Source organism: Mesorhizobium sp. M1322 (assembly GCF_040318085.1).
Classification (GTDB): domain Bacteria; phylum Pseudomonadota; class Alphaproteobacteria; order Rhizobiales; family Rhizobiaceae; genus Mesorhizobium.
In genome coordinates this window covers 79,132-97,842 of the sequence record NZ_JAMYLP010000005.1, presented here as the reverse complement: position 1 = coordinate 97,842, position 18,711 = coordinate 79,132, and the positions used below count along the sequence as shown (strand labels likewise).

General features: G+C 63.0%; 19 protein-coding genes. 7 read left to right on the top strand and 12 right to left on the bottom strand.

Features of this window, described 5'->3' with window-relative positions:
* Positions 1-48: 48 nt before the first annotated feature.
* A complete protein-coding gene (locus NKH12_RS03515; protein WP_352951913.1) occupies positions 49-1,083 on the bottom strand; it encodes an aspartate-semialdehyde dehydrogenase in 1,035 nt (344 codons plus the stop codon).
* Positions 1,084-1,188: 105 nt separating this feature from the next.
* Entirely contained in the window at positions 1,189-1,335 is a 147-nt protein-coding gene (locus tag NKH12_RS03510; RefSeq protein ID WP_352951912.1) for a hypothetical protein, read from the bottom strand.
* A gap of 199 nt (positions 1,336-1,534) precedes the next feature.
* Between NKH12_RS03510 and NKH12_RS03505 the strand changes: the two genes are divergently transcribed.
* Both NKH12_RS03505 and NKH12_RS03500 read left to right on the top strand, forming a co-directional pair.
* Complete coding sequence (locus tag NKH12_RS03505) at positions 1,535-3,385, top strand: DEAD/DEAH box helicase (RefSeq protein ID WP_352951911.1); 1,851 nt, start codon at positions 1,535-1,537, stop codon at positions 3,383-3,385.
* Positions 3,386-3,825: 440 nt separating this feature from the next.
* Positions 3,826-4,518, top strand: coding sequence for a DUF805 domain-containing protein (locus NKH12_RS03500; protein ID WP_352951945.1), 693 nt, complete (start codon positions 3,826-3,828; stop codon positions 4,516-4,518).
* A gap of 44 nt (positions 4,519-4,562) precedes the next feature.
* Here NKH12_RS03500 and leuB read toward each other — a convergent pair whose 3' ends face one another.
* From leuB to NKH12_RS03485, 3 genes are all read right to left on the bottom strand, one after another.
* A complete protein-coding gene (gene leuB, locus NKH12_RS03495; RefSeq protein ID WP_352951910.1) occupies positions 4,563-5,666 on the bottom strand; it encodes a 3-isopropylmalate dehydrogenase in 1,104 nt (367 codons plus the stop codon).
* A 245-nt stretch (positions 5,667-5,911) separates the two neighbouring features.
* Positions 5,912-6,295, bottom strand: coding sequence for a RidA family protein (locus tag NKH12_RS03490; RefSeq protein ID WP_352951909.1), 384 nt, complete (start codon positions 6,293-6,295; stop codon positions 5,912-5,914).
* Positions 6,296-7,006: 711 nt separating this feature from the next.
* Positions 7,007-8,230: an argininosuccinate synthase gene (locus NKH12_RS03485; protein ID WP_352951908.1), complete on the bottom strand. Its 1,224-nt coding sequence runs from the start codon at positions 8,228-8,230 to the stop codon at positions 7,007-7,009.
* A 177-nt stretch (positions 8,231-8,407) separates the two neighbouring features.
* Here NKH12_RS03485 and NKH12_RS03480 point away from each other — a divergent pair, with 177 nt between their 5' ends.
* Positions 8,408-9,049, top strand: coding sequence for a LysE family translocator (locus tag NKH12_RS03480; RefSeq protein WP_352951907.1), 642 nt, complete (start codon positions 8,408-8,410; stop codon positions 9,047-9,049).
* On the opposite strand, the gene NKH12_RS03475 is transcribed toward NKH12_RS03480, so the two are convergent.
* From NKH12_RS03475 to NKH12_RS03455, 5 genes are all read right to left on the bottom strand, one after another.
* Complete coding sequence (locus tag NKH12_RS03475; protein ID WP_352951906.1) at positions 9,021-9,506, bottom strand: hypothetical protein; 486 nt, start codon at positions 9,504-9,506, stop codon at positions 9,021-9,023. The two genes, NKH12_RS03480 and NKH12_RS03475, sit on opposite strands and share 29 nt — an antisense overlap.
* Positions 9,503-10,738, bottom strand: coding sequence for a dual-specificity RNA methyltransferase RlmN (gene rlmN, locus NKH12_RS03470; RefSeq protein WP_352951905.1), 1,236 nt, complete (start codon positions 10,736-10,738; stop codon positions 9,503-9,505). The genes NKH12_RS03475 and rlmN overlap by 4 nt, the downstream gene beginning before the upstream one ends.
* A gap of 198 nt (positions 10,739-10,936) precedes the next feature.
* Positions 10,937-11,440, bottom strand: coding sequence for an invasion associated locus B family protein (locus NKH12_RS03465; protein ID WP_352951904.1), 504 nt, complete (start codon positions 11,438-11,440; stop codon positions 10,937-10,939).
* 235 nt (positions 11,441-11,675) lie between these two features.
* Positions 11,676-12,038, bottom strand: coding sequence for a YkvA family protein (locus NKH12_RS03460; RefSeq protein WP_352951903.1), 363 nt, complete (start codon positions 12,036-12,038; stop codon positions 11,676-11,678).
* Between the two features lie 150 nt (positions 12,039-12,188).
* Complete coding sequence (locus tag NKH12_RS03455) at positions 12,189-12,485, bottom strand: 4a-hydroxytetrahydrobiopterin dehydratase (RefSeq protein ID WP_352951902.1); 297 nt, start codon at positions 12,483-12,485, stop codon at positions 12,189-12,191.
* A gap of 52 nt (positions 12,486-12,537) precedes the next feature.
* Between NKH12_RS03455 and NKH12_RS03450 the strand changes: the two genes are divergently transcribed.
* The gene (locus NKH12_RS03450; protein ID WP_352951901.1) at positions 12,538-13,056 is read left to right on the top strand and encodes a low molecular weight protein-tyrosine-phosphatase; all 519 of its coding nucleotides are present in this window, start codon (positions 12,538-12,540) and stop codon (positions 13,054-13,056) included.
* Here NKH12_RS03450 and thpR read toward each other — a convergent pair.
* Positions 12,960-13,556 carry an RNA 2',3'-cyclic phosphodiesterase gene (thpR, locus tag NKH12_RS03445; protein ID WP_352951900.1) on the bottom strand — a complete coding sequence of 199 codons (597 nt, stop codon included), beginning with the start codon at positions 13,554-13,556 and terminating at the stop codon, positions 12,960-12,962. The genes NKH12_RS03450 and thpR overlap by 97 nt on opposite strands.
* Before the next feature lie 140 nt (positions 13,557-13,696).
* Complete coding sequence (locus tag NKH12_RS03440; RefSeq protein WP_352951899.1) at positions 13,697-14,341, bottom strand: arylesterase; 645 nt, start codon at positions 14,339-14,341, stop codon at positions 13,697-13,699.
* 84 nt (positions 14,342-14,425) lie between these two features.
* On the opposite strand from NKH12_RS03440, the gene NKH12_RS03435 reads away from it, so the two are divergent.
* From NKH12_RS03435 to NKH12_RS03425, 3 genes are all read left to right on the top strand, one after another.
* Complete coding sequence (locus NKH12_RS03435) at positions 14,426-15,136, top strand: ABC transporter ATP-binding protein (protein WP_352951898.1); 711 nt, start codon at positions 14,426-14,428, stop codon at positions 15,134-15,136.
* Positions 15,136-17,685 (top strand): ABC transporter permease, encoded by a 2,550-nt coding sequence (locus NKH12_RS03430; RefSeq protein WP_352951897.1) that lies wholly within the window; start codon positions 15,136-15,138, stop codon positions 17,683-17,685. The genes NKH12_RS03435 and NKH12_RS03430 overlap by 1 nt, the downstream gene beginning before the upstream one ends.
* A 241-nt stretch (positions 17,686-17,926) precedes the next feature.
* On the top strand, positions 17,927-18,706 hold the full coding sequence (locus tag NKH12_RS03425; protein WP_029349432.1) for a Bax inhibitor-1/YccA family protein: 780 nt from the start codon (positions 17,927-17,929) through the stop codon (positions 18,704-18,706).
* Positions 18,707-18,711 lie beyond the last annotated feature (5 nt).

The following is an 18,711-nucleotide window of genomic DNA, read 5'->3' as shown; positions in this document are numbered from 1 at the left end:
CCGCGGAGGGCCCGCCGCGACAGCGGCGATACGGCCCGTGAGCGAGAATCAAGCCGCCTTCTTCTTCGGCTGGATCAGTCCCCGCTCGACCAGCAGCTCGGCGATCTGCACCGCATTGAGCGCCGCGCCCTTGCGCAGATTGTCGGAGACGATCCACATCGACAGGCCGTTGTCGATGGTCGAGTCCTCGCGGATACGTGAGATGAAGGTGGCGTCCTCGCCGGCCGATTCCAGCGGCGTGATGTAGCCGCCGTCCTCGCGCTTGTCCAAGACCTGGCAGCCCGGCGCCTCGCGGAGGATATCGCGCGCCTCGTCGGCGGTGATCGGCTTTTCGAATTCGATATTGACCGCTTCCGAATGGCCGATGAACACCGGCACGCGCACGCAGGTCGCCGTCAGCTTGATCTTGGGGTCGAGCATTTTCTTGGTCTCGGCCACCATCTTCCACTCTTCCTTGGTGAAGCCGTCATCGAGGAAGACGTCGATATGCGGGATGACGTTGAAGGCGATGCGCTTGGTGAACTTCTTGACGTCGACCTGATCAGCGACGAACACGGCGCGCGTCTGCGTGAACAATTCGTCCATGCCTTCCTTGCCGGCGCCCGACACCGACTGGTAGGTGGCGACGACGACGCGCTTGATGGTGGCGAAGTCGTGCAGCGGCTTCAGCGCCACGACGAGCTGCGCCGTCGAGCAATTCGGATTGGCGATGATGTTCTTGCGGGTGAACAGCGAAATCGCGTCCGGGTTCACTTCCGGCACGATCAGCGGCACGTCCTGGTCGTAGCGGAAGGCCGACGAATTATCGATGACGACGCAGCCCTGCTTACCGATCTTCGGCGACCATTCCTTCGAGACGTTGCCGCCGGCCGACATGATGCAGATGTCGGTGTCGGAAAAATCATATTGGTCGAGCGTCCTGACCTTCAGGGTGCGGTCGCCGAACGACACTTCCGTGCCCTGGCTGCGCCGTGAGGCCAGCGCCACCACCTCGCTCACCGGAAAGCCGCGCTCTTCCAGTATGTTGAGCATTTCCCGGCCCACATTGCCCGTGGCGCCGACGATTGCAACTTTGAAACTCATCGAAATCTCCTGTCCTCTCCGCTCGGTTTTTGGAGAAAACCCGCCGGCCGATGCGGGTTTCAACCCCCGGGCCGGACCCGGGAGAGGGTGGTTAGGCCAAGGGAATCAGGCCGTTTTGGGGGTCGTTTTGCCGGTTTTGACCAAGAACATGGTTTTGCTGGAACGAGGAAACGCAGCGACGCTCCCGGCCCAATGGTTTGCATTGCGGCCGGGGATGTCGAAGGCAAGAAGCGCCATTAAAAGGCCGCGCATCGAAACTATCCCGTTCGGTGCCGGCTTTTACGCGGTTTGCGTAAAGAGTCAATCGCGATGCGGCGAGGCGGCTTGCCCTGTACAATGGCGCCGCCGCGAAGTACGAACGCAAGGATTGTCTGGCTCGTGGCGCTCCTGGCGCTCGCCGACGGATGACCCATTGCCGGGTATAAACGAATCCGAATTCCGAAAGAAGCATATGTCCAATTTCGAAGCTATAGCCCCCGCGCTGGCGAAGGCGCTGGAAAAACGCGGCTATGTCGAGCTGACACCGGTGCAGAAGGCGGTTCTCGAACTCGGGCAGGCCGATGCGCTAGTTTCGGCGCAGACCGGCTCCGGCAAGACCGTCGCCTTCGGGCTGGCTCTGGCGCCGACCCTCCTCGATGGCGCCGAGCGCTTTTCTCACGCCGCAGCACCGCTGGCGCTGGCCGTGGCGCCGACGCGGGAACTCGCCCTCCAGGTGACGCGCGAGCTCGAATGGCTCTACGAACTGACCGGCGCAGCGATAGCGTCCTGCGTTGGCGGCATGGACATGCGCACCGAGCGGCGCGTGCTGGAGCGCGGCGCCCATATCGTCGTTGGCACGCCCGGCCGCCTGCGCGACCACATCACCCGCAACTCGCTCGACATGTCTGAACTGAAGGCAGTGGTGCTCGACGAGGCCGACGAGATGCTCGATCTTGGCTTTCGCGAGGATCTGGAATTCATCCTCGACGCTGCCCCTGCCGAGCGCCGCACGCTGATGTTTTCGGCCACCGTGCCGCGCTCTATCGCCACGCTGGCCAAAGGCTACCAGCGCGATGCGGTGCGCATCTCGGCCTCCGGCGAGGAGAAGCAGCATCTCGACATCGAGTACCGGGCGCTGAGCGTAGCCCAGCCCGATCGGGAAAACGCCATCATCAACGTGCTGCGCTATTACGAGGCGAAGAACGCACTGGTGTTCTGCAACACGCGCGCTGCCGTCAATCACCTGACCGCGCGCTTCAACAACCGCAACTTTTCCGTCGTGGCGCTTTCGGGCGAGCTGAGTCAGAACGAGCGCAGCCACGCGCTGCAGGCGATGCGCGACGGCCGCGCCAAGGTCTGCATCGCCACCGACGTGGCGGCACGCGGCATCGACCTGCCCAACCTCGAACTGGTGATCCATGCCGACCTGCCGACCAATCCGGAGACGCTTCTGCACCGGAGCGGGCGGACCGGACGGGCGGGACGCAAAGGCGTCAGCGCGCTGATCGTGCCCAACAGTGCCCGCAGGCGCACCGAACGGCTGCTGCAAAGTGCTGGCCTTGCGGCGACATGGGCAAGCCCGCCTTCGGCCGACGACGTGATACGACGCGATGACGAGCGTATTCTCGCCGACCCGGCCTTCGGCGAACCGGTGAAGGAAGAGGAGCGCGGCTTCATCAATGCGCTTCTCGAGCAGCACGGCCCCGAACAGGTGGCCGCCGCGTTCGTGCGCTTGTGCCGCTCCAGCCGCTCCGCGCCCGAGGATCTTCTTGACGTCGCGCCGTTCACGCCGTCAGGCGAGCGGCTTGGCGATAGATCCGCTCGTCGCGACGAGGCGCCAAGCCGCCGCGACGATTTCGGCAACAGCGTCTGGTTTTCGCTGTCGGTGGGGCGCCGGCAGAATGCCGAGCCGCGCTGGCTGATCCCGATGCTGTGCCGGACTGGCGGCATAAGCAAGCGCGAGATCGGCGCCATCAAGATGCAGCCGGAGGAAACCTTCGTGCAGATATCAGCCGATTGGGCCGACCGGTTTCTCCAATCGATCGGCCCCGACCGCAAGCTGCAGAACAACATCGCGGTGAAGCGGCTGGACGGAACGCCCGACCTGTCGCGGGCCGGCTACCAGGAACCACGGCCGGACAAGAAACCACACCGCGGCAAGCGTACGTTCGACCAGAACGCGCCGAAATTCGAGAAGCGCGCACCGTCAGCCGATCAGCGCCCTGCCGCGCTTGAGGCAAAGCCCTGGGCAGGGAAGGCAGCGAAGGCGAAGTTCGAAGGCGCACCGGCGAAGCACAAGAAGTCGAAGAAACGGCCGGGGTAGTTCCTTGACACAGTAATCTTGACGGGTTGGAACCGAACGACAGTGAACGTCGACCGCTGCTTCCGTGTCAGATCGCAAACCCTTGGAGATTGGCCGGGACATCCCTCACTTCGTCATCCTAGGGCGGAGCAGGAGCGAAGCGACGTCGCGAGACCCTGGGATCCATGCCGTTACCCTGCGGCAGTGCTCCGGCGGACCAGAATCTGGTGCTTCTTCGCAGCCGGTAGAAGCTCCATTCCGAAACGCTGCGTTCTTCGGCTAATGTCACGGAATGGATCCTAGGGTCTGCGCTCCGCTTCGCGTTCGCTCCGCCCTAGGATGACGAAGGCATGGATAGGCTGCCTGCGGCCAGCACCTGCATTTTTCGCACACACGCACCCCTTGCGGTCTGCCGCAACTTTGAACAGTCTGTGGAGACGCGAATGGGGGATGGGCAAGGCATGCGCGGTGAAGTGCTTCACTATGACGAGGACCAGGGCTTCGGTTTCATTACCGGAGCCGACGGCAACCGCTATACTTTCGCGCGCGAGGATCTGCGCCGCGAGGCGTCGATGGCCAGAGGCGCGGCCATCGAGTTCCAGCCGGCTGGCGGACGGGCACGCGACGTTTTTCCGATCCGCGCCCAAACCGCCAGTCCGCCGGCCGCCGCAACCGTCGTCCCGTCTCAAGCCGAGAATGCGCCCGGGGCACGTCAGCCGCAACGTTTCGGCCGTTCCGCTGAAAATGGTCCCGCGACCAGTCTGTGGAGCTACTTCTGGCAAGGCCTGACTGAAAATTACTTCAATTTCGCCGGCCGCGCCCGTCGCAGGGAATATTGGGGCTATTGCCTGTTCTGGACGATCGCACTGATCGTGATCTTCGGCGTCGGCCTCTTCATCGACGACGCCATGGGCCATCTTGACGAATTGCCGGCAGTGACGGTCGGTGTTTGCGGCGCGTTTGTGCTGGCGACAATCCCGCCATGGATCGGACTGAACGTGCGTCGCCTGCACGACATCGGCTTGACCGGCTGGCTTTTTCTGGTGGTGTTTATCCCGACCATCGGCGGGCTGATCATCCTGGTCTTTGCGCTGATCCCGACGCAGGCCCGTGAAAACCAGTGGGGCCCGGTGCCGGCGGGCGTCAGGGCCTAGCTGCATCCCCGGTCGTCGCCCAGCGGACGTCGACCGCCACAGGCTCAGCCCAGGAATTTGGCGATGATCGCGTCACCCATCTCAGTGGTGCCGACTTCGGTCATGCCCTCGGACAGAATATCCCTGGTGCGCAAGCCCTGGTCGAGCACGGCGGCGATGGCGCCTTCCAAGCGGTCGGCCTCAGCCACCATGCCGAAGGAATAGCGCAGGCACATGGCGAAGGAGGCGATCATGGCGATCGGGTTGGCGATGCCCTTGCCTGATATGTCGGGCGCCGAGCCATGCACCGGCTCGTAGAGCGCCTTGCGCTTTTTCGTCTTGGCATCGGGCGCGCCGAGCGAGGCCGACGGCAGCATGCCGATCGAGCCGGTCAGCATGGCGGCGATGTCGGACAGCATGTCGCCGAACAGATTGTCGGTGACGATGACGTCGAACTGCTTGGGCCAGCGCACCAGCTGCATGCCGCCGGCATCGGCCAGCATGTGGTCGAGCTTGACGTCGGCATATCTAGCCTTGTGGGTCTGCGTGACGACCTCGTTCCACAACACACCTGATTTCATCACATTGCGCTTTTCCATCGAGGTGACGTGATTCTTGCGGGTGCGCGCCAATTCGAACGCAACTCCCGAAATGCGCTCGATCTCGAACGTGTCGTAGACCTGCGTGTCGATGCCGCGCTTCTGGCCGTTGCCGAGATCGATGATCTGCTTGGGCTCGCCGAAATAGACGCCGCCGGTGAGTTCGCGCACGATCAGTATATCGAGCCCTTCGACCACCTCCTGCTTGAGCGAGGAGGACGCCGCCAGCGCCGGATAGCAAATGGCCGGCCTGAGATTGGCGAACAGCTCCATGTCTTTGCGCAGCCGCAGCAGTCCGGCTTCCGGGCGAACCTCATACGGCACCGCATCCCATTTCGGCCCACCGACGGCGCCGAACAGCACCGCGTCGGCAGCCATCGCCTTGGCCATGTCGGCATCGGAAATCGCCGCGCCATGTGCGTCGTAGGCGCAGCCGCCGACCAGCCCCTCATCGGTGACGAAACCACTGCCGAGCCTGTCGTTCATGGCTGATATCAGCTTCTTCACCTCAGTCATCGCCTCGGGGCCGATGCCGTCGCCAGCGAGCAGGAGAAGATTTTTCGAAGCCATCGGAACCGTCCTAACTGTGGCGCATGACCCGAAATCGGAATCGATTTCGGAAAGGATTATGCGCAGAACTATAATTCGACGGCGTCCTTGCGCGTCCGAAAGGACGCCCGGCGCTGTCGTGAGCCGCGGCCTTGCTAAACGCCAAGCGGGCCATGCGCAAGCGTTTGGTTCAGAGCATCTTTGGCGATGCTTCGCGCTCCTTCTGTCCCGCCGACGTCGCGCAAGCTTCTGCGCCGTCGCCGCGCTCAGGCTGTGCGCCTGAGTGCCGTCACTTCGATCTCGATCTTCATTTCCGGCTTGTTGAGCTGGCAGACGATCATCGTCGCCGCCGGCCTGATGTCGCCAAAGGCCTCGCCGAGGATCGGAAAGACGATGTCAATGAAAGCCGCGTCGGTGATGTAGTAGTGCGTCCTTACCACATCGGCCATCTCGAAGCCGCCGTCCTGCAACGCCTTGGCGATCGTCGCCAGGCAATTGCGCGTCTGCGCCTCGACCGTCTCCGGCATCGACATGGTCGCATAATCGTAGCCGGTCGTTCCGGAAACGAAACACCAGTCGCCCTGCACCACGGCGCGCGAATAACCGGCTGCCTTCTCGAAGGGCGAGCCGGTGGAGATCAGTTTTCGCATGGGTTCCCTCAGATATTCCTTAGGCAATGTTGAGCTGAAGAAATGTCTCCGGCCATGAGCCAGGGGGGACGAATCGACAGTGCAAAACCGTGATAGGCAGGCATGTCGGCCCTGCGTTCGATCGCAGCGAGGTCGAGCGAGGCGGCTCGAACTCCTCAAGGCCCCACCAGCGGAACAGGCATCGGCCAACGCAGTGGTCTCCGTCCCGGAAGCCGAGCGGCAGCGAACGTCGATTGTTTTCAGCGGCGATTTCATGGCAGGGCGCAAGGACATTCGAGATTGGCCGAAACATCCTCCACTCCGTCATCCTAGGGCGAAGCAAGGAGCGAAGCGACGCGGCGCAGACCCTTGGATCCATGCCGTTACCTGGCGGCAGTGCTCCGGCGGACCGAACGCTACCACCCCGTTCCGCGAAAAAAGCTCGACCCATTCTGGATTGGTCTTCTCGATCAGTTCGATCTTCCATTGGCACCGTCGCGGACGCAAGCACCGTTCCGAGCCGCTGCATTCTTCGGCTGATATCCCGGAATGGTTCCCAGGGTCTGCGCTCCGCTTCGCGTCGCTCGGCCCTAGGATGACGAAGGCGTGGTGGCCTGGGGCTAATCGCCGGCGTTGGAGATTGGCGGCTGGGTGCAGGCCGGCCGCCAACGACCGTCCTCAGTCTCTTGAGGCTCAGTCAAAGAGCCAAATCCCCCTGTACACAGAAACTGGCTAGCTTTTACGGCTACGCGCCGCCAGCGTACGCAATCTCAGCGCGTTGAGGCGGATGAAGCCTTCGGCGTCCTTCTGGTCATAGGCGCCACGGTCGTCCTCGAAGGTGACCAGCGCATCGGAATAGAGCGTCTTCTTCGACTTGCGGCCGGTGACGATGACGTTGCCCTTGTAGAGTTTTAGCCGCACCGTGCCTTCGACATCTTCCTGGCTCTTGTCGATCATCGCCTGCAGCATCAGGCGCTCGGGCGCGAACCAAAAGCCGTTGTAGACCAGCTCGGCATAGCGCGGCATGAATTCGTCCTTGAGGTGGGCGGCCCCACGATCAAGCGTGATCGATTCGATCGCCCGGTGGGCTGATATCAGGATGGTGCCGCCGGGCGTCTCGTAGACGCCGCGCGATTTCATCCCGACGAAACGGTTCTCGACAAGGTCGAGCCGGCCGATGCCGTTGTCGCGGCCGAGATCGTTGAGTGCGGCCAGCATCGTCGCCGGCGACAGTTTCTTGCCGTCGAGCGCGATCGGATCGCCTTTCAGGAATTCGATTTCGATCTCGGTGACCTTGTCCGGCGCGTCCATCGGCGAGATGGTGCGCTGGTGGACGAACTCCGGCGGCTCGCTCCACGGGTCTTCCAGCACTTTGCCTTCGGAAGACGAGTGCAGCAGGTTGGCGTCGACCGAAAACGGCGCGTCGCCCTTTTTGTCCTTCGGCACCGGAATCTGGTGCTGCTCGGCGAAGTTGATCAGGTCGGTGCGCGACTTGAACGACCAGTCGCGCCATGGCGCGATGACCTTGATGTCGGGGTTGAGCGCATAGGCCGAAAGCTCGAAACGGACCTGGTCGTTGCCCTTGCCGGTGGCGCCGTGGGCGATCGCGTCGGCGCCGGTTTCTTTTGCGATCTCGACGAGGTGCTTGGAGATCAGCGGCCGTGCGATCGAGGTGCCGAGCAGGTAAGTGCCCTCATAGACGGCATTGGCGCGAAACATCGGGAAGACGAAGTCGGAAACGAACTCCTCGCGGACATCCATGATGCGGATGTCCTTGATGCCCATCATCTCGGCCTTGCGCCGCGCCGGCTCCAGCTCGCCGCCCTGGCCGAGATCGGCGGTGAAGGTAACGACCTCGGCGCCGATCTCGGTCTGCAGCCATTTCAGGATGATGGAAGTGTCAAGGCCGCCGGAATAGGCGAGCACGACCTTCTTGACGGCTTTTGCTTTTGACATTTGGCTGTTCCGCGACAGGATTCTTCGCGGGCGAGGTATCACGGCCTTTCCGGGCTGCGCAAGTGATGAACGGTCCCGGTCGCTGCTGGCATACTGGATCAGCCCTGTGCCGCCAGTCACTGGTGCAGAGAAGACGCTTGCGGTATAGGCTGCGCTTTCTTATCCAGGGGCCCGCCCATGTCCTTTATTCCCGACACCACCACGCTGATCCAGTTCGCCATCGCCACCGTGATCCTGGCGATCACGCCGGGGCCCGATATGACGCTGTTCGTGTCGCGCACGCTGAGCCATGGCCGCGCCACCGGTTTTGCCTCGATGGCCGGCGCGCTGTGCGGCACGCTGATTCACACCACGCTGGTGGTGGTCGGCATCTCGGCGCTGATCGTCGCCTCGCCGATGTCCTTCCTGGCCCTGAAGATCTTTGGCGCCGGCTATCTCGTTTTCCTGGCCTGGCAGGCGATCACCAAGGGGTCGGCGTTTTCACCAGAGAAGAAGAGCGGGCCTGAGATTTCGCTGTTTCGCGCTTGGGCGGCGGGGCTCGGCGTCAATCTGCTCAACCCGAAGATCATCCTGTTCTTCATGACCTTCCTGCCGCAGTTCGTCTCCGCGCACGACCCGAACGCGCCCGGAAAGCTGTTCTTCCTCGGTGCGATTTTCGTGGTGCTGTCGATCCCGGTAACAGCGCCGATGGTCTTTGCGGCCGAAAAATTCTCGGCGGCCATGAAGACCAGCCCGCGCGCCACACGCGTCGTCGATTATCTCTTCGCGGGGGTGTTTTCGGCCTTCGCGCTCAAGATCCTGACCGCCCAGGCGAAGTAGGCGCGGACCTTCCGGCTTGACGCCAGCTTCCGGCCGAGCGCCCGGCGCTCAGCCAGTAGAAAATGCCGCCGACCATGCCGCAGCCGACCACGGCAGCGACGACGCGCGGATCGGTGATCTCGAAATTGGCATCGGCGGTCTGATAGGCGAAGCCGAGGAAAACCGCCGCAATCACCGCACCCGCCAGCGCATAAAACAGCCAGTCGCGCCGTCCCAGGATTTCGGAGACGAGGATGGCGACCGCCGCCGGCATGAAGGCGAAATAAGCGACAAACAGTGCAACGAATGGAATCGAAAAATACAGCGAAGCAGTCGCCGTAGGCTGCGCGTGCTCCGGCGTGTAGCCCAGCGACGCCAGAAACATGATATTGAGGAAGGCGCTGGCGGCCAGCGAGGCGACAACATAGCCGATCAGGATGACGGCGAAGCGAATGAGATAGGCGACGAGACGGTTCACGCCTCGCCGTGCCCCGCGATCATCATCGCTTCCAGCGCCAGCCGGTCGACCTTGCGCATGCGTTCCGATTCCGATTTGAGCTGGCCGCAGGCGGCGAGAATATCGCGGCCGCGCGGCGTGCGGATCGGCGAAGCATAGCCGGCATTGTTGATGTAGTCGGCGAATTTCTCGATCGTCTCCCAGTCAGAGCACTGGTAATTGGTGCCGGGCCACGGGTTGAACGGGATCAGATTGATCTTGGCCGGAATGCCCTTGAGCAGCTTGATCAGACCCTTGGCGTCCTCGATCGAATCGTTGACGTCCTTCAGCATCACATATTCGAAGGTGATGCGGCGAGCGTTCGACAGGCCGGGATAGGCGCGGCAGGCGGCGATCAGCTCTTTCAATGGATATTTTTTGTTGATCGGCACCAAAAGGTCGCGCAGATCGTCATTGGTGGCGTGCAGCGAGATCGCCAGCATGACGCCGATCTCCTCGCCGGTGCGGAAGATTTCCGGCACGACACCGGAGGTCGACAGTGTGATGCGGCGCTTCGACAGCGAAAGCCCGTCGCCGTCGGAGGCTATCAGCAGCGCCTTCTTCACCGCCTCGAAATTGTAGAGCGGCTCGCCCATGCCCATCATGACGACGTTAGACACTTTCCGGCCCTCGGCCGGCACGATGGCGCCATCCGGCGTGTCGCGGTCGGGGAAATCGCCGAGCCGGTCGCGGGCGGTCAGAAGCTGGGCGAGGATTTCCTCTGATGTCAGGTTGCGCACCAGCTTCTGCGTGCCGGTGTGGCAGAAGGAACAGGTCAGCGTGCAACCGACCTGCGACGAGATGCAGAGTGTGCCGCGGCCTTCCTCGGGAATGTAGACGGTCTCGATCTCGACCGGCCGGCCGGCGCCGCGCGGCGGAAAGCGAAACAGCCATTTGCGCGTGCCGTCGGAGGAAATCTGCTCCTCGACGATCTCGGGCCTGGCGACGGTGAAATGCTTGTCGAGCTCGGCGCGCAAATCCTTGGAGATATTGAACATGCCGGCAAAGTCGGAGACGCCGCGCACATACATCCAGTGCCAGAGCTGCTGGGCGCGCATCTTGGCCTGGCGCTCCGGCACGATGCCTGACGCAACGAGGGCTGCGCCAAGCTCGGCCCGGGTCAGGCCGATCAGCGACGGTTTTTCGGCCGGCGTGGCGCGGGCGCGCAACGCCTCACGGGCGCCCTCAGTGGTGAGATCAAATGAAAGGGTCATTGTTGCACTGATATAAGCGATTTATGGCCGATTACAGCATCGTGCCCGAAATGAAGCGCGGCGCATAGCACAGGTTGGTGGCGGAGTCATGGTGACGGCGATACAAGGCCCCGCCCAATGTGCCGGCCGGCGGCGTTTTAAAAAGCAGAAAGCCGGGCTTGCGGCCCGGCTCTTACTCAAACTCCGCTTCGCCTATGGCTATTTGCACTTGGCGATGGACGACAGCGCCGCCGAAATACCTTTCAGCGAAAAGACATAGGTGGTGGTGTTGCCGCGGCCGGATTTCGCCTGCACCCTCATGTCGCTGCCGGACTTCATCGCGGCGATCAGCACCGGCTCCTCGGCGGCGTTTTCGACCCAGGCCGACTTGCCGCGGGTGAACATCGAAAAACTCTTGCCGTCGATGGTGACGGTGGCCTTGGAGTTTTCCTGGAAATTGTAGCCGGCGATGAACTGCGGCTCATAGGACACCTGCTGTCCCGGCCGCTGGCTGACGAAGAAGAACATGTCGCCATGGTCAAGCGTCGGCGGCTGCTTGTCGGTCGGCACGGTCAATACATAGCAAACCTTGCCGCCCGACGCCTGGTAGCTGTAGGTGCCCCAGGCATTGTGCTGGCCGATCTTGGTCGCCGACTGCGCCAGTGCCGGCGCTGTCACGGCCACCAGGACCAGACTCGAAATTGTAGCAATCAATCCGCGCATCGCTTTTCCCATATATGGTGCGGAGGCAGGCCGGCTCGGCGTCCTGCCCGTCGCTTCATTTTGATTTAATCTGGGTTACCAAACGGTGAACTTCCCTTCAGGAAAAGGAGATCCACCCAGGAAACCGCCGCCACCCTTGCGCCCGTCGCTCGAAAAGCGGCAGTTGCAACGTCCCTTTCGCGACTTGGAGGCCACGAAAGCGGCAAGAGTTTGACTTTTCTGCCTTATTGCCGGCTCAACTGTTGTCGGCAATCGCCTGCTTGGCGGCGCGCCGATGCGCCGGTGTGATATGGGCTTTGACGGTGGTGATCGCGGCGGTCAGCACCGCGATGTCGTCGGTAAAGCCCAGTCCGAAGACGAAGTCGGGGATGACGTCAGCCGGCAGCACGAAATAGCCGAGCGCCGCCACCAGGATGCCCTTGGCGCGCAGCGGCGTGTTCTTGTCCATGGCGCAGTAGTAGGCGGCGACCAGCTCTTCCATGAACGGGATCTGCCGGGCAGCCCGCTTGGCGGTGCGCCAGAATTTCTCGCGCACTTCGTTCGCATCGCCCGGCTTGCCGCCAAAGCCGAAGAAATCAAAACCGGATTTTTGTGCCATCAATCTCTCCCTGCCGGACGTGGCTCCACGCGCGCCTGCCAGCAGAAAATGTGGTGAAAGCAGTGCCGCACTACAAGATGCCGATGCCCGACGCAGCGATTCAGATAGGTTGGAATCCGACCGGCAGCGAACGACCACAGACCAGCGCGTTCAACCGCCGAAATAGCGGTCCATCTTCTTGGCCAGTTCGAAATCGAGCGCGGTCAGGCCGCCGGCATCATGGGTGTTCAGCGTCACGTTCACGGTCTTGTAGACATTCGACCAGTCGGGGTGATGGTCCATCTTCTCCGCCGCCAGGGCGACTCGGGTCATGAAGGCGAAGGCTTCGGAAAAATTCCTGAAGGTGAAGGTGCGCGCGATCGAGTCGCCATCCTTGGCCAGCGACCAGCCGTCGAGCCCGGCCAGCGCCTCGGCGACCGCCTCCTTGCTCAGTTTCTCTCTCGTCATAGTGGTTTCCCGTGCTATCTGGATTTGCAGTCTTCAGCATAGTGCCGGATCGATGAGCGCAAAGCCGATAAAATCCGTTCTTTTCGTCTGTCTCGGCAATATCTGCCGCTCACCACTGGCGGAGGGCGTGTTGCGCGCCGTCTTGGCGGAGCGCGGTCTCGATCGGGATATCCTGCTTGATTCGGCCGGAACCAGCGACTGGGAAGCCGGCTCGGCACCCGACCCGCGCTCGATCTCGGTCGCAGAGCGGCACGGCATCGATATTTCCGGACAGAAGGCGCGCAAGCTGACGCCGGACGATTTTTCGCGTTTCGACCTCATTCTCGCTATGGACCGATCGAATCTCCGTGATCTGAAGGCGCTGGTGCCTGCCGCCGTGCGCGACCGGGTCCATCTGTTCCTCGAGTTCGCGGAGGGAAGGGTGAGCGACGTGCCGGACCCCTATCACGAGGGGCCGGAGGCGTTTGCCTCGGTCTACCGCATGATCCGCGAAGCGTCGGAGGCGCTGGCGACGCGGCTCGAGGCACGGGTGTCGGCCCCCGACAGCGGCCAGGCCTCCTCGACGATGTAGGGTCCGCCGCCGACCGAATCGCGCGACGACATCAGGACGAAGCGGCCGACACGGAAGGGCAGCGTCGAAAAATTGCCGCGTGCCGACAGATACTGGGCGACATCGAGCGGGCTCGAATTGCGTAAGCGCGCCAAGGTCACATGCGGCATGAACTTGCGCGGATCGGCGGGGATGCCGAGGCGCTGGCAGATGCGCTCGATTTCGGCTTGCAGTGACGAAAGATCGGGCGACGCGGAGACGCCGGCCCACACCGCATGCGGTTTCTTCTGGCCGAAGGCGCCAACGCCCGACAGTGTCAGCGCGAAGGATGGGCGGTGGACCCGGTCGAGTGCGTTGGCGACCTCGTCGGCGACATGGCCCTCGACATCGCCGATGAAGCGCAGCGTCAAATGGTAGTTCTCGACATCGATCCAGCGGGCTCCGGGCAGGCCGCCCCGGAGCAGGGACAGCGAAAGGGCGGCGTCACGCGGTATTTCGAGGGCGGTGAAAAGACGCGGCATGGGTAAGCCTCCTGTCCTCGAATCGAACTCTTGTCCCTAGCGAATCATCGAAAATCGAGCGGGGCAAGCGGTTTGTTTGGTCGCACCTGGGCTAAATCAAATCGTCCGGGGAATGCGTAGCCTCATCGAAATCCAGTCCTTCAAGAGTTGCCCTTAACCACGGCAATGGCTTTTTCGACATCCGGCAGTATGCGCTCGACCATGCGGTCGATGCCCTTGGCGTTCGGGTGAAGGCCGTCCTCGAGTTGAAAGGCGGCTTCGCCGGCGACGCCGTCGAGAAAGAACGGATAGAGCGGGACGCCGTATTTTTCCGCCAGTTTTGGAAAGATCGCGTCAAAGCCGCTCTGGTAGTCGGCGCCGAGATTGGGCGCGGCGCGCATGCCGGCCAGCAGCACGGCGATCTTGCGCTGCTTCAGCTTCGCCAGCATGGCGTCCAGATTGTTTTGCGTGATGGCGGGAGAAACGCCGCGCAGCATGTCGTTGGCACCGAGTTCGAGGATGACAAGCTGCGTGCCGTCCGGCACCGACCAGTCGAGCCGCGACAGGCCGCCACTCGACGTATCGCCGGAGACGCCGGCATTGGCGACGGTCACATCGTGGCCCTTGGCGCGAAGCGCTGCCTCAAGTTTCTGGGTGAAGCCTTCGTCCAGTCCGAGGCCAAAGCCTGCCATCAGGCTGTCGCCGAAACCGACAATCTTGAAGGGCTCGGCGCGTGCCGGCGAAATGGCGCCGCAAATTCCGAGAAAAAGGATGAAGACTGGGGCAAGTGTGTGTTTGAAAGCCATGCGGCAGGCCCCATATGACGAGGAAATTTTGTTGGCGGCAGGCAGAATTCCAGCCTCCCCTCTCCCATATAGGACGATTTTATTTTGATAGAAGCCGTCATCGCGCTGAAAGACGTATCGCTGATGCTCGGTGAAGGAGCGTCTTCCGTCCATGTGCTGAAAGGTGTCAGCCTCGATGTGGCCGATGGCGAGGCGACCGGCATCGTCGGGCCATCGGGCTCGGGAAAATCGACGCTGCTGATGGTTTTGGCGGGTTTGGAAAGGGTCGATTCGGGTACGGTACGAATTGCCGGCGAATTGCTGAACGGCAAGAGCGAAGATCAAATCGCATCGTTTCGCGGTCGAAACATTGGCATCGTTTTCCAGTCCTTTCATCTCATTCCCAACATGACGGCGCTCGAAAATGTCGCAGTGCCGCTGGAACTTGCCGGCCATGCCGATCCGTTCGGGGTGGCGGCGCGGGAGCTGGAGGCGGTGGGCTTGAGCGACCGCGTCACCCACTATCCCGGCGAATTGTCCGGCGGCGAACAGCAGCGTGTGGCGATCGCGCGGGCGCTGGCGCCTTCGCCGCGCATCCTGATCGCCGACGAGCCGACCGGCAATCTCGACCAGACAACGGGGCGGCAGGTCGCCGATCTTCTGTTCGCCAAAGCGTCCGAGCGCGGCATGACGCTGGTGCTGGTCACGCACGATCCGGCGCTTGCCGCACGCTGCTCCCGGCAGGTGTCGATGCGGTCGGGCCGGATCGAGGACACGCCGGAACCTGCCCCAAAACCCGGTAAGGTGCCGGCCTGATGCCGCTGTCGCGCACGTTGAAGCTCGCCTTCCGTTTCTCGCTGCGCGAGATGCGCGGCGGGCTGTCCGGCTTCCTGATCTTCCTTGCCTGCATTGCGCTTGGCGTCGCGGCGATCGGCGGCGTCAATTCGGTGGCCCGGGCGATTACCGCCGGTGTCGCCAACGAAGGCCAGTCGCTGCTCGGCGGCGACCTTCGTTTCGAGCTCAATCAGCGCGCTGCGACGCAGGTCGAGCACGCCTTTCTCGACGGGCTGGGCACGGTGTCGCACAGCGCCAACATGCGTTCGATGGCGCGGCTCGAGGACGGTTCCGACCAGGCGCTGGTCGAGGCCAAGGCGGTCGATGGCGCCTATCCGCTCTATGGCGCGCTGATGACCGAGCCGGCGTTGTCGAAGCAGGAATTGCTCGGCGAAAAATCCGGTGTTTTCGGCGCCGCCGCACCCGACCTTTTGTTCGAGCGGCTGAACCTTGGGATCGGCGACAGGCTGAAGCTGGGCAGCGCCACCTTCGAACTGCGCGCCAGGCTCGTCAACGAGCCGGACGCGGTGTCCGACGGGTTCGGCTTTGCGCCGCGGCTGATGATCTCGACGCAAGGGCTTGCCGCTTCCAGCCTGATCCAGCCCGGCAGCCTGGTCGAGAATGCGTATAAGATCCGGCTGCCCAGCGGCGCCAGCGAAGCGCGCATCAAGGCAATCCAGGACCAGGCCGCGGCAGATTTTCCCGAGTCCGGCTGGTCGATCCGCACGCGCAGCAACGCGGCACCGGCGCTGTCTTCCAACATCGAACGGTTCTCGCAGTTCCTGACGCTGGTCGGGCTGACGGCGCTGGTGGTCGGCGGCGTCGGGGTGGCCAATGCGGTGCGCGCCTATCTCGACGGCAAGCGTGGCGTCATCGCCACCTTCAAGAGCCTGGGGGCCTCGGGCGGTTTCGTCTTTGCCGTCTACCTCGTGCAGATCCTGATGATCGCCGCCCTCGGCATCATGGCGGGCGTCGTGCTTGGCGCGCTGATGCCGTTCGCGGCGAGCGCGGCACTCCAGTCGGTCATTCCGGTGCCGGCGGAAGGCGGGTTCTATCCCGGCGCGCTCGGCATGGCGGCGCTGTTCGGGTTGCTGGTGACGCTGGCTTTCGCCTTGCTGCCGCTCGGCCGTGCGCGCGACGTGCCGGCGACGGCGCTGTTTCGCGAAATGGGTTTTGAGGGCCGCGGTTTTCCGCGCCCGCTCTACACGGCAGTGGCGCTCGGCATAGCGCTGCTGCTGGCGGCGCTGGCCATTCTGTTTTCCGGCGACCGCTATATCGCCTCGATCTTCGTCGGTGCCACCATTTTTGCTTTCCTGGTGCTGCGCATCGTCGGCGCGCTGGTGCAATGGGCCGCCAAAAAGAGCCCGCGCGTTGGCTCGACGGTGCTCAGGCTCGCCATCGGCAACATCCATCGGCCAGGTGCCTTGACGCCGTCGGTGGTGCTGTCGCTGGGGCTGGGATTGACGCTTCTGGTGACGCTGGCGCTGATCGACGGCAATCTCAGGCGGCAGATTTCCGGCAGCCTGCCGGAACGGGCGCCGAACTTCTTCTTCGTCGATATCCAGAGCAGCGATGTCGATGCGTTCTCCGCGCTGGTCAGCAGGCAAGCGCCGCAGGGCACACTGGTCAAAGTGCCGATGCTGCGCGGCCGGGTGATGGCGCTGAACGGCGTCGATGTCGACAAGGTCAGGGTTGCGCCGGAAGGGGCCTGGGTGCTGCGCGGCGATCGCGGGCTGACCTACGAGGCCAGCATTCCCGCGAATGCGACGCTGACCGAAGGCACATGGTGGCCGGACAATTATGCCGGCGAGCCGCTGGTGTCGTTTTCGGCCGAGGAAGGCAAAGAGATCGGGCTGAAACTCGGCGACACCATCACCGTCAACGTGCTTGGCCGCAACGTGACGGCGAAGATCGCCAACTTCCGCCAAGTCGAATGGGAGACCATGGGCATCAACTTCGTCATGGTGTTCTCGCCCAGCACATTTGCCGGCGCGCCGCATAGCTGGCTGGCGACGCTGACCGAAAAGGGCGCGTCGCCGGCCGACGATGCTCGTCTTCTCAACGCGGTCACCCGTGCCTTTCCGGCGGTGACGACAGTCAGGGTCAAGGACGCGCTCGACATCGTCAACCGGTTGGTGGCGCAGCTCGGCACCGCGATCAGGGCCGCGGCCGGCGTGGCGCTGATCGCCTCGGTGCTGGTGCTGGCCGGCGCGCTGGCCGCCGGCAACCGGGCCCGCATCCACGACGCAGTGGTGCTGAAGACGCTGGGCGCCACCAGGAAAACGCTGATCGCAGCCTTTTCGCTGGAATACATGCTGATCGGCCTCGCCACCGCGATGTTCGCGCTGGCGGCAGGCGGGATTGCCGCGTGGTTCGTTGTCGCGCGCGTGATGACGCTGCCATCGCATTTCATGCCTGATGTGGCGGTGGCAACCATCGTCTTTGCGCTGGTGGTCACGGTCGGAATTGGCCTCGCCGGCACCTGGCGGGTGCTGGGCCACAAGGCGGCGCCGGTGCTGCGCAACCTTTGATCTGCAAGCATATCCAGGCTCAACGCGACCAGGATTCGGTTAAATCTTGTTAATGTTGGGCTTCGGAAGGCGATAAATGCGGATTTTCGGGTCTTCACGAAGCATTACGCTCGGTTACGGTCTTGTTCTTGACGCCAATAACCATCATATTTCGCCGCAGGCATGCTGGAGCCCCGCCAGCGGCGCCGCGGTCCAAAATGGGCCGGACACCGGACGGGGCAGAAGCAATATGAGGATTTCCATGGCTGAACCCGTTCGCAATTATCAGACGCGTGCCGTGCCCGGCGCCGGCGTCGATGCTGCTATCGACCAGGGCCTGCGCGCCTATATGATCAAGGTCTACAATCTGATGGGGCTTGGCCTCCTCATCACCGGCCTCGCCGCGGTCGGAACGATTATGCTGGCCACCACTACCGATCCGGCTTCGGCGGTCGCCACGCTGCCGAACGGCGACATGCTGACCTCCTTCGGCTACGCGATCTTCGGCTCGCCGCTGAAATGGCTGGTGATCTTTGCCCCGCTCGCCGCCGTGCTGTTTCTGTCGTTCCGCGTCCAGTCGATGAGCGTTTCGGCCGCGCAGACGACGTTCTGGGTCTATGCCGGCCTCGTCGGCCTGTCGCTGTCGTCGATCTTCCTGGTCTACACGACGGCTAGCATTTCGCAGACCTTCTTCGCCACCGCAGCGGCGTTCGGTGCGCTGTCGCTTTACGGCTACACGACCAAGCGCGATCTGACCGCGTTCGGCTCGTTCCTGGTGATGGGCGTGTTCGGCCTGATCATCGCGATGGTGATCAATATCTTCCTGCAGTCGTCGGCCCTGTCCTTCGCCGTCTCGGCGCTCGGCGTGCTGATCTTTTCGGGCCTAACCGCCTATGACACGCAGAAGATCAAGGAGATGTATTTCGAGGGCGACGCCACCGACGTTGCCGGCCGCAAGGCGATCATGGGCGCGCTGACGCTCTATCTCGACTTCATCAACCTGTTCATGTTCCTGCTGCAGTTCATGGGCGACCGCCGTTAAAACGG

Bases quoted from the DNA above. Each gene is read 5' to 3' on its own strand.
- NKH12_RS03515 (WP_352951913.1), bottom strand. From the start codon at position 1,083: ATGAGTTTCAAAGTTGCAATCGTCGGCGCCACGGGCAATGTGGGCCGG.
- NKH12_RS03510 (WP_352951912.1), bottom strand. From the start codon at position 1,335: ATGCGCGGCCTTTTAATGGCGCTTCTTGCCTTCGACATCCCCGGCCGC.
- NKH12_RS03505 (WP_352951911.1), top strand. From the start codon at position 1,535: ATGTCCAATTTCGAAGCTATAGCCCCCGCGCTGGCGAAGGCGCTGGAA.
- NKH12_RS03500 (WP_352951945.1), top strand. From the start codon at position 3,826: ATGCGCGGTGAAGTGCTTCACTATGACGAGGACCAGGGCTTCGGTTTC.
- leuB (WP_352951910.1), bottom strand. From the start codon at position 5,666: ATGGCTTCGAAAAATCTTCTCCTGCTCGCTGGCGACGGCATCGGCCCC.
- NKH12_RS03490 (WP_352951909.1), bottom strand. From the start codon at position 6,295: ATGCGAAAACTGATCTCCACCGGCTCGCCCTTCGAGAAGGCAGCCGGT.
- NKH12_RS03485 (WP_352951908.1), bottom strand. From the start codon at position 8,230: ATGTCAAAAGCAAAAGCCGTCAAGAAGGTCGTGCTCGCCTATTCCGGC.
- NKH12_RS03480 (WP_352951907.1), top strand. From the start codon at position 8,408: ATGTCCTTTATTCCCGACACCACCACGCTGATCCAGTTCGCCATCGCC.
- rlmN (WP_352951905.1), bottom strand. From the start codon at position 10,738: ATGACCCTTTCATTTGATCTCACCACTGAGGGCGCCCGTGAGGCGTTG.
- NKH12_RS03465 (WP_352951904.1), bottom strand. From the start codon at position 11,440: ATGCGCGGATTGATTGCTACAATTTCGAGTCTGGTCCTGGTGGCCGTG.
- NKH12_RS03460 (WP_352951903.1), bottom strand. From the start codon at position 12,038: ATGGCACAAAAATCCGGTTTTGATTTCTTCGGCTTTGGCGGCAAGCCG.
- NKH12_RS03455 (WP_352951902.1), bottom strand. From the start codon at position 12,485: ATGACGAGAGAGAAACTGAGCAAGGAGGCGGTCGCCGAGGCGCTGGCC.
- NKH12_RS03450 (WP_352951901.1), top strand. From the start codon at position 12,538: ATGAGCGCAAAGCCGATAAAATCCGTTCTTTTCGTCTGTCTCGGCAAT.
- thpR (WP_352951900.1), bottom strand. From the start codon at position 13,556: ATGCCGCGTCTTTTCACCGCCCTCGAAATACCGCGTGACGCCGCCCTT.
- NKH12_RS03440 (WP_352951899.1), bottom strand. From the start codon at position 14,341: ATGGCTTTCAAACACACACTTGCCCCAGTCTTCATCCTTTTTCTCGGA.
- NKH12_RS03430 (WP_352951897.1), top strand. From the start codon at position 15,136: ATGCCGCTGTCGCGCACGTTGAAGCTCGCCTTCCGTTTCTCGCTGCGC.
- NKH12_RS03425 (WP_029349432.1), top strand. From the start codon at position 17,927: ATGGCTGAACCCGTTCGCAATTATCAGACGCGTGCCGTGCCCGGCGCC.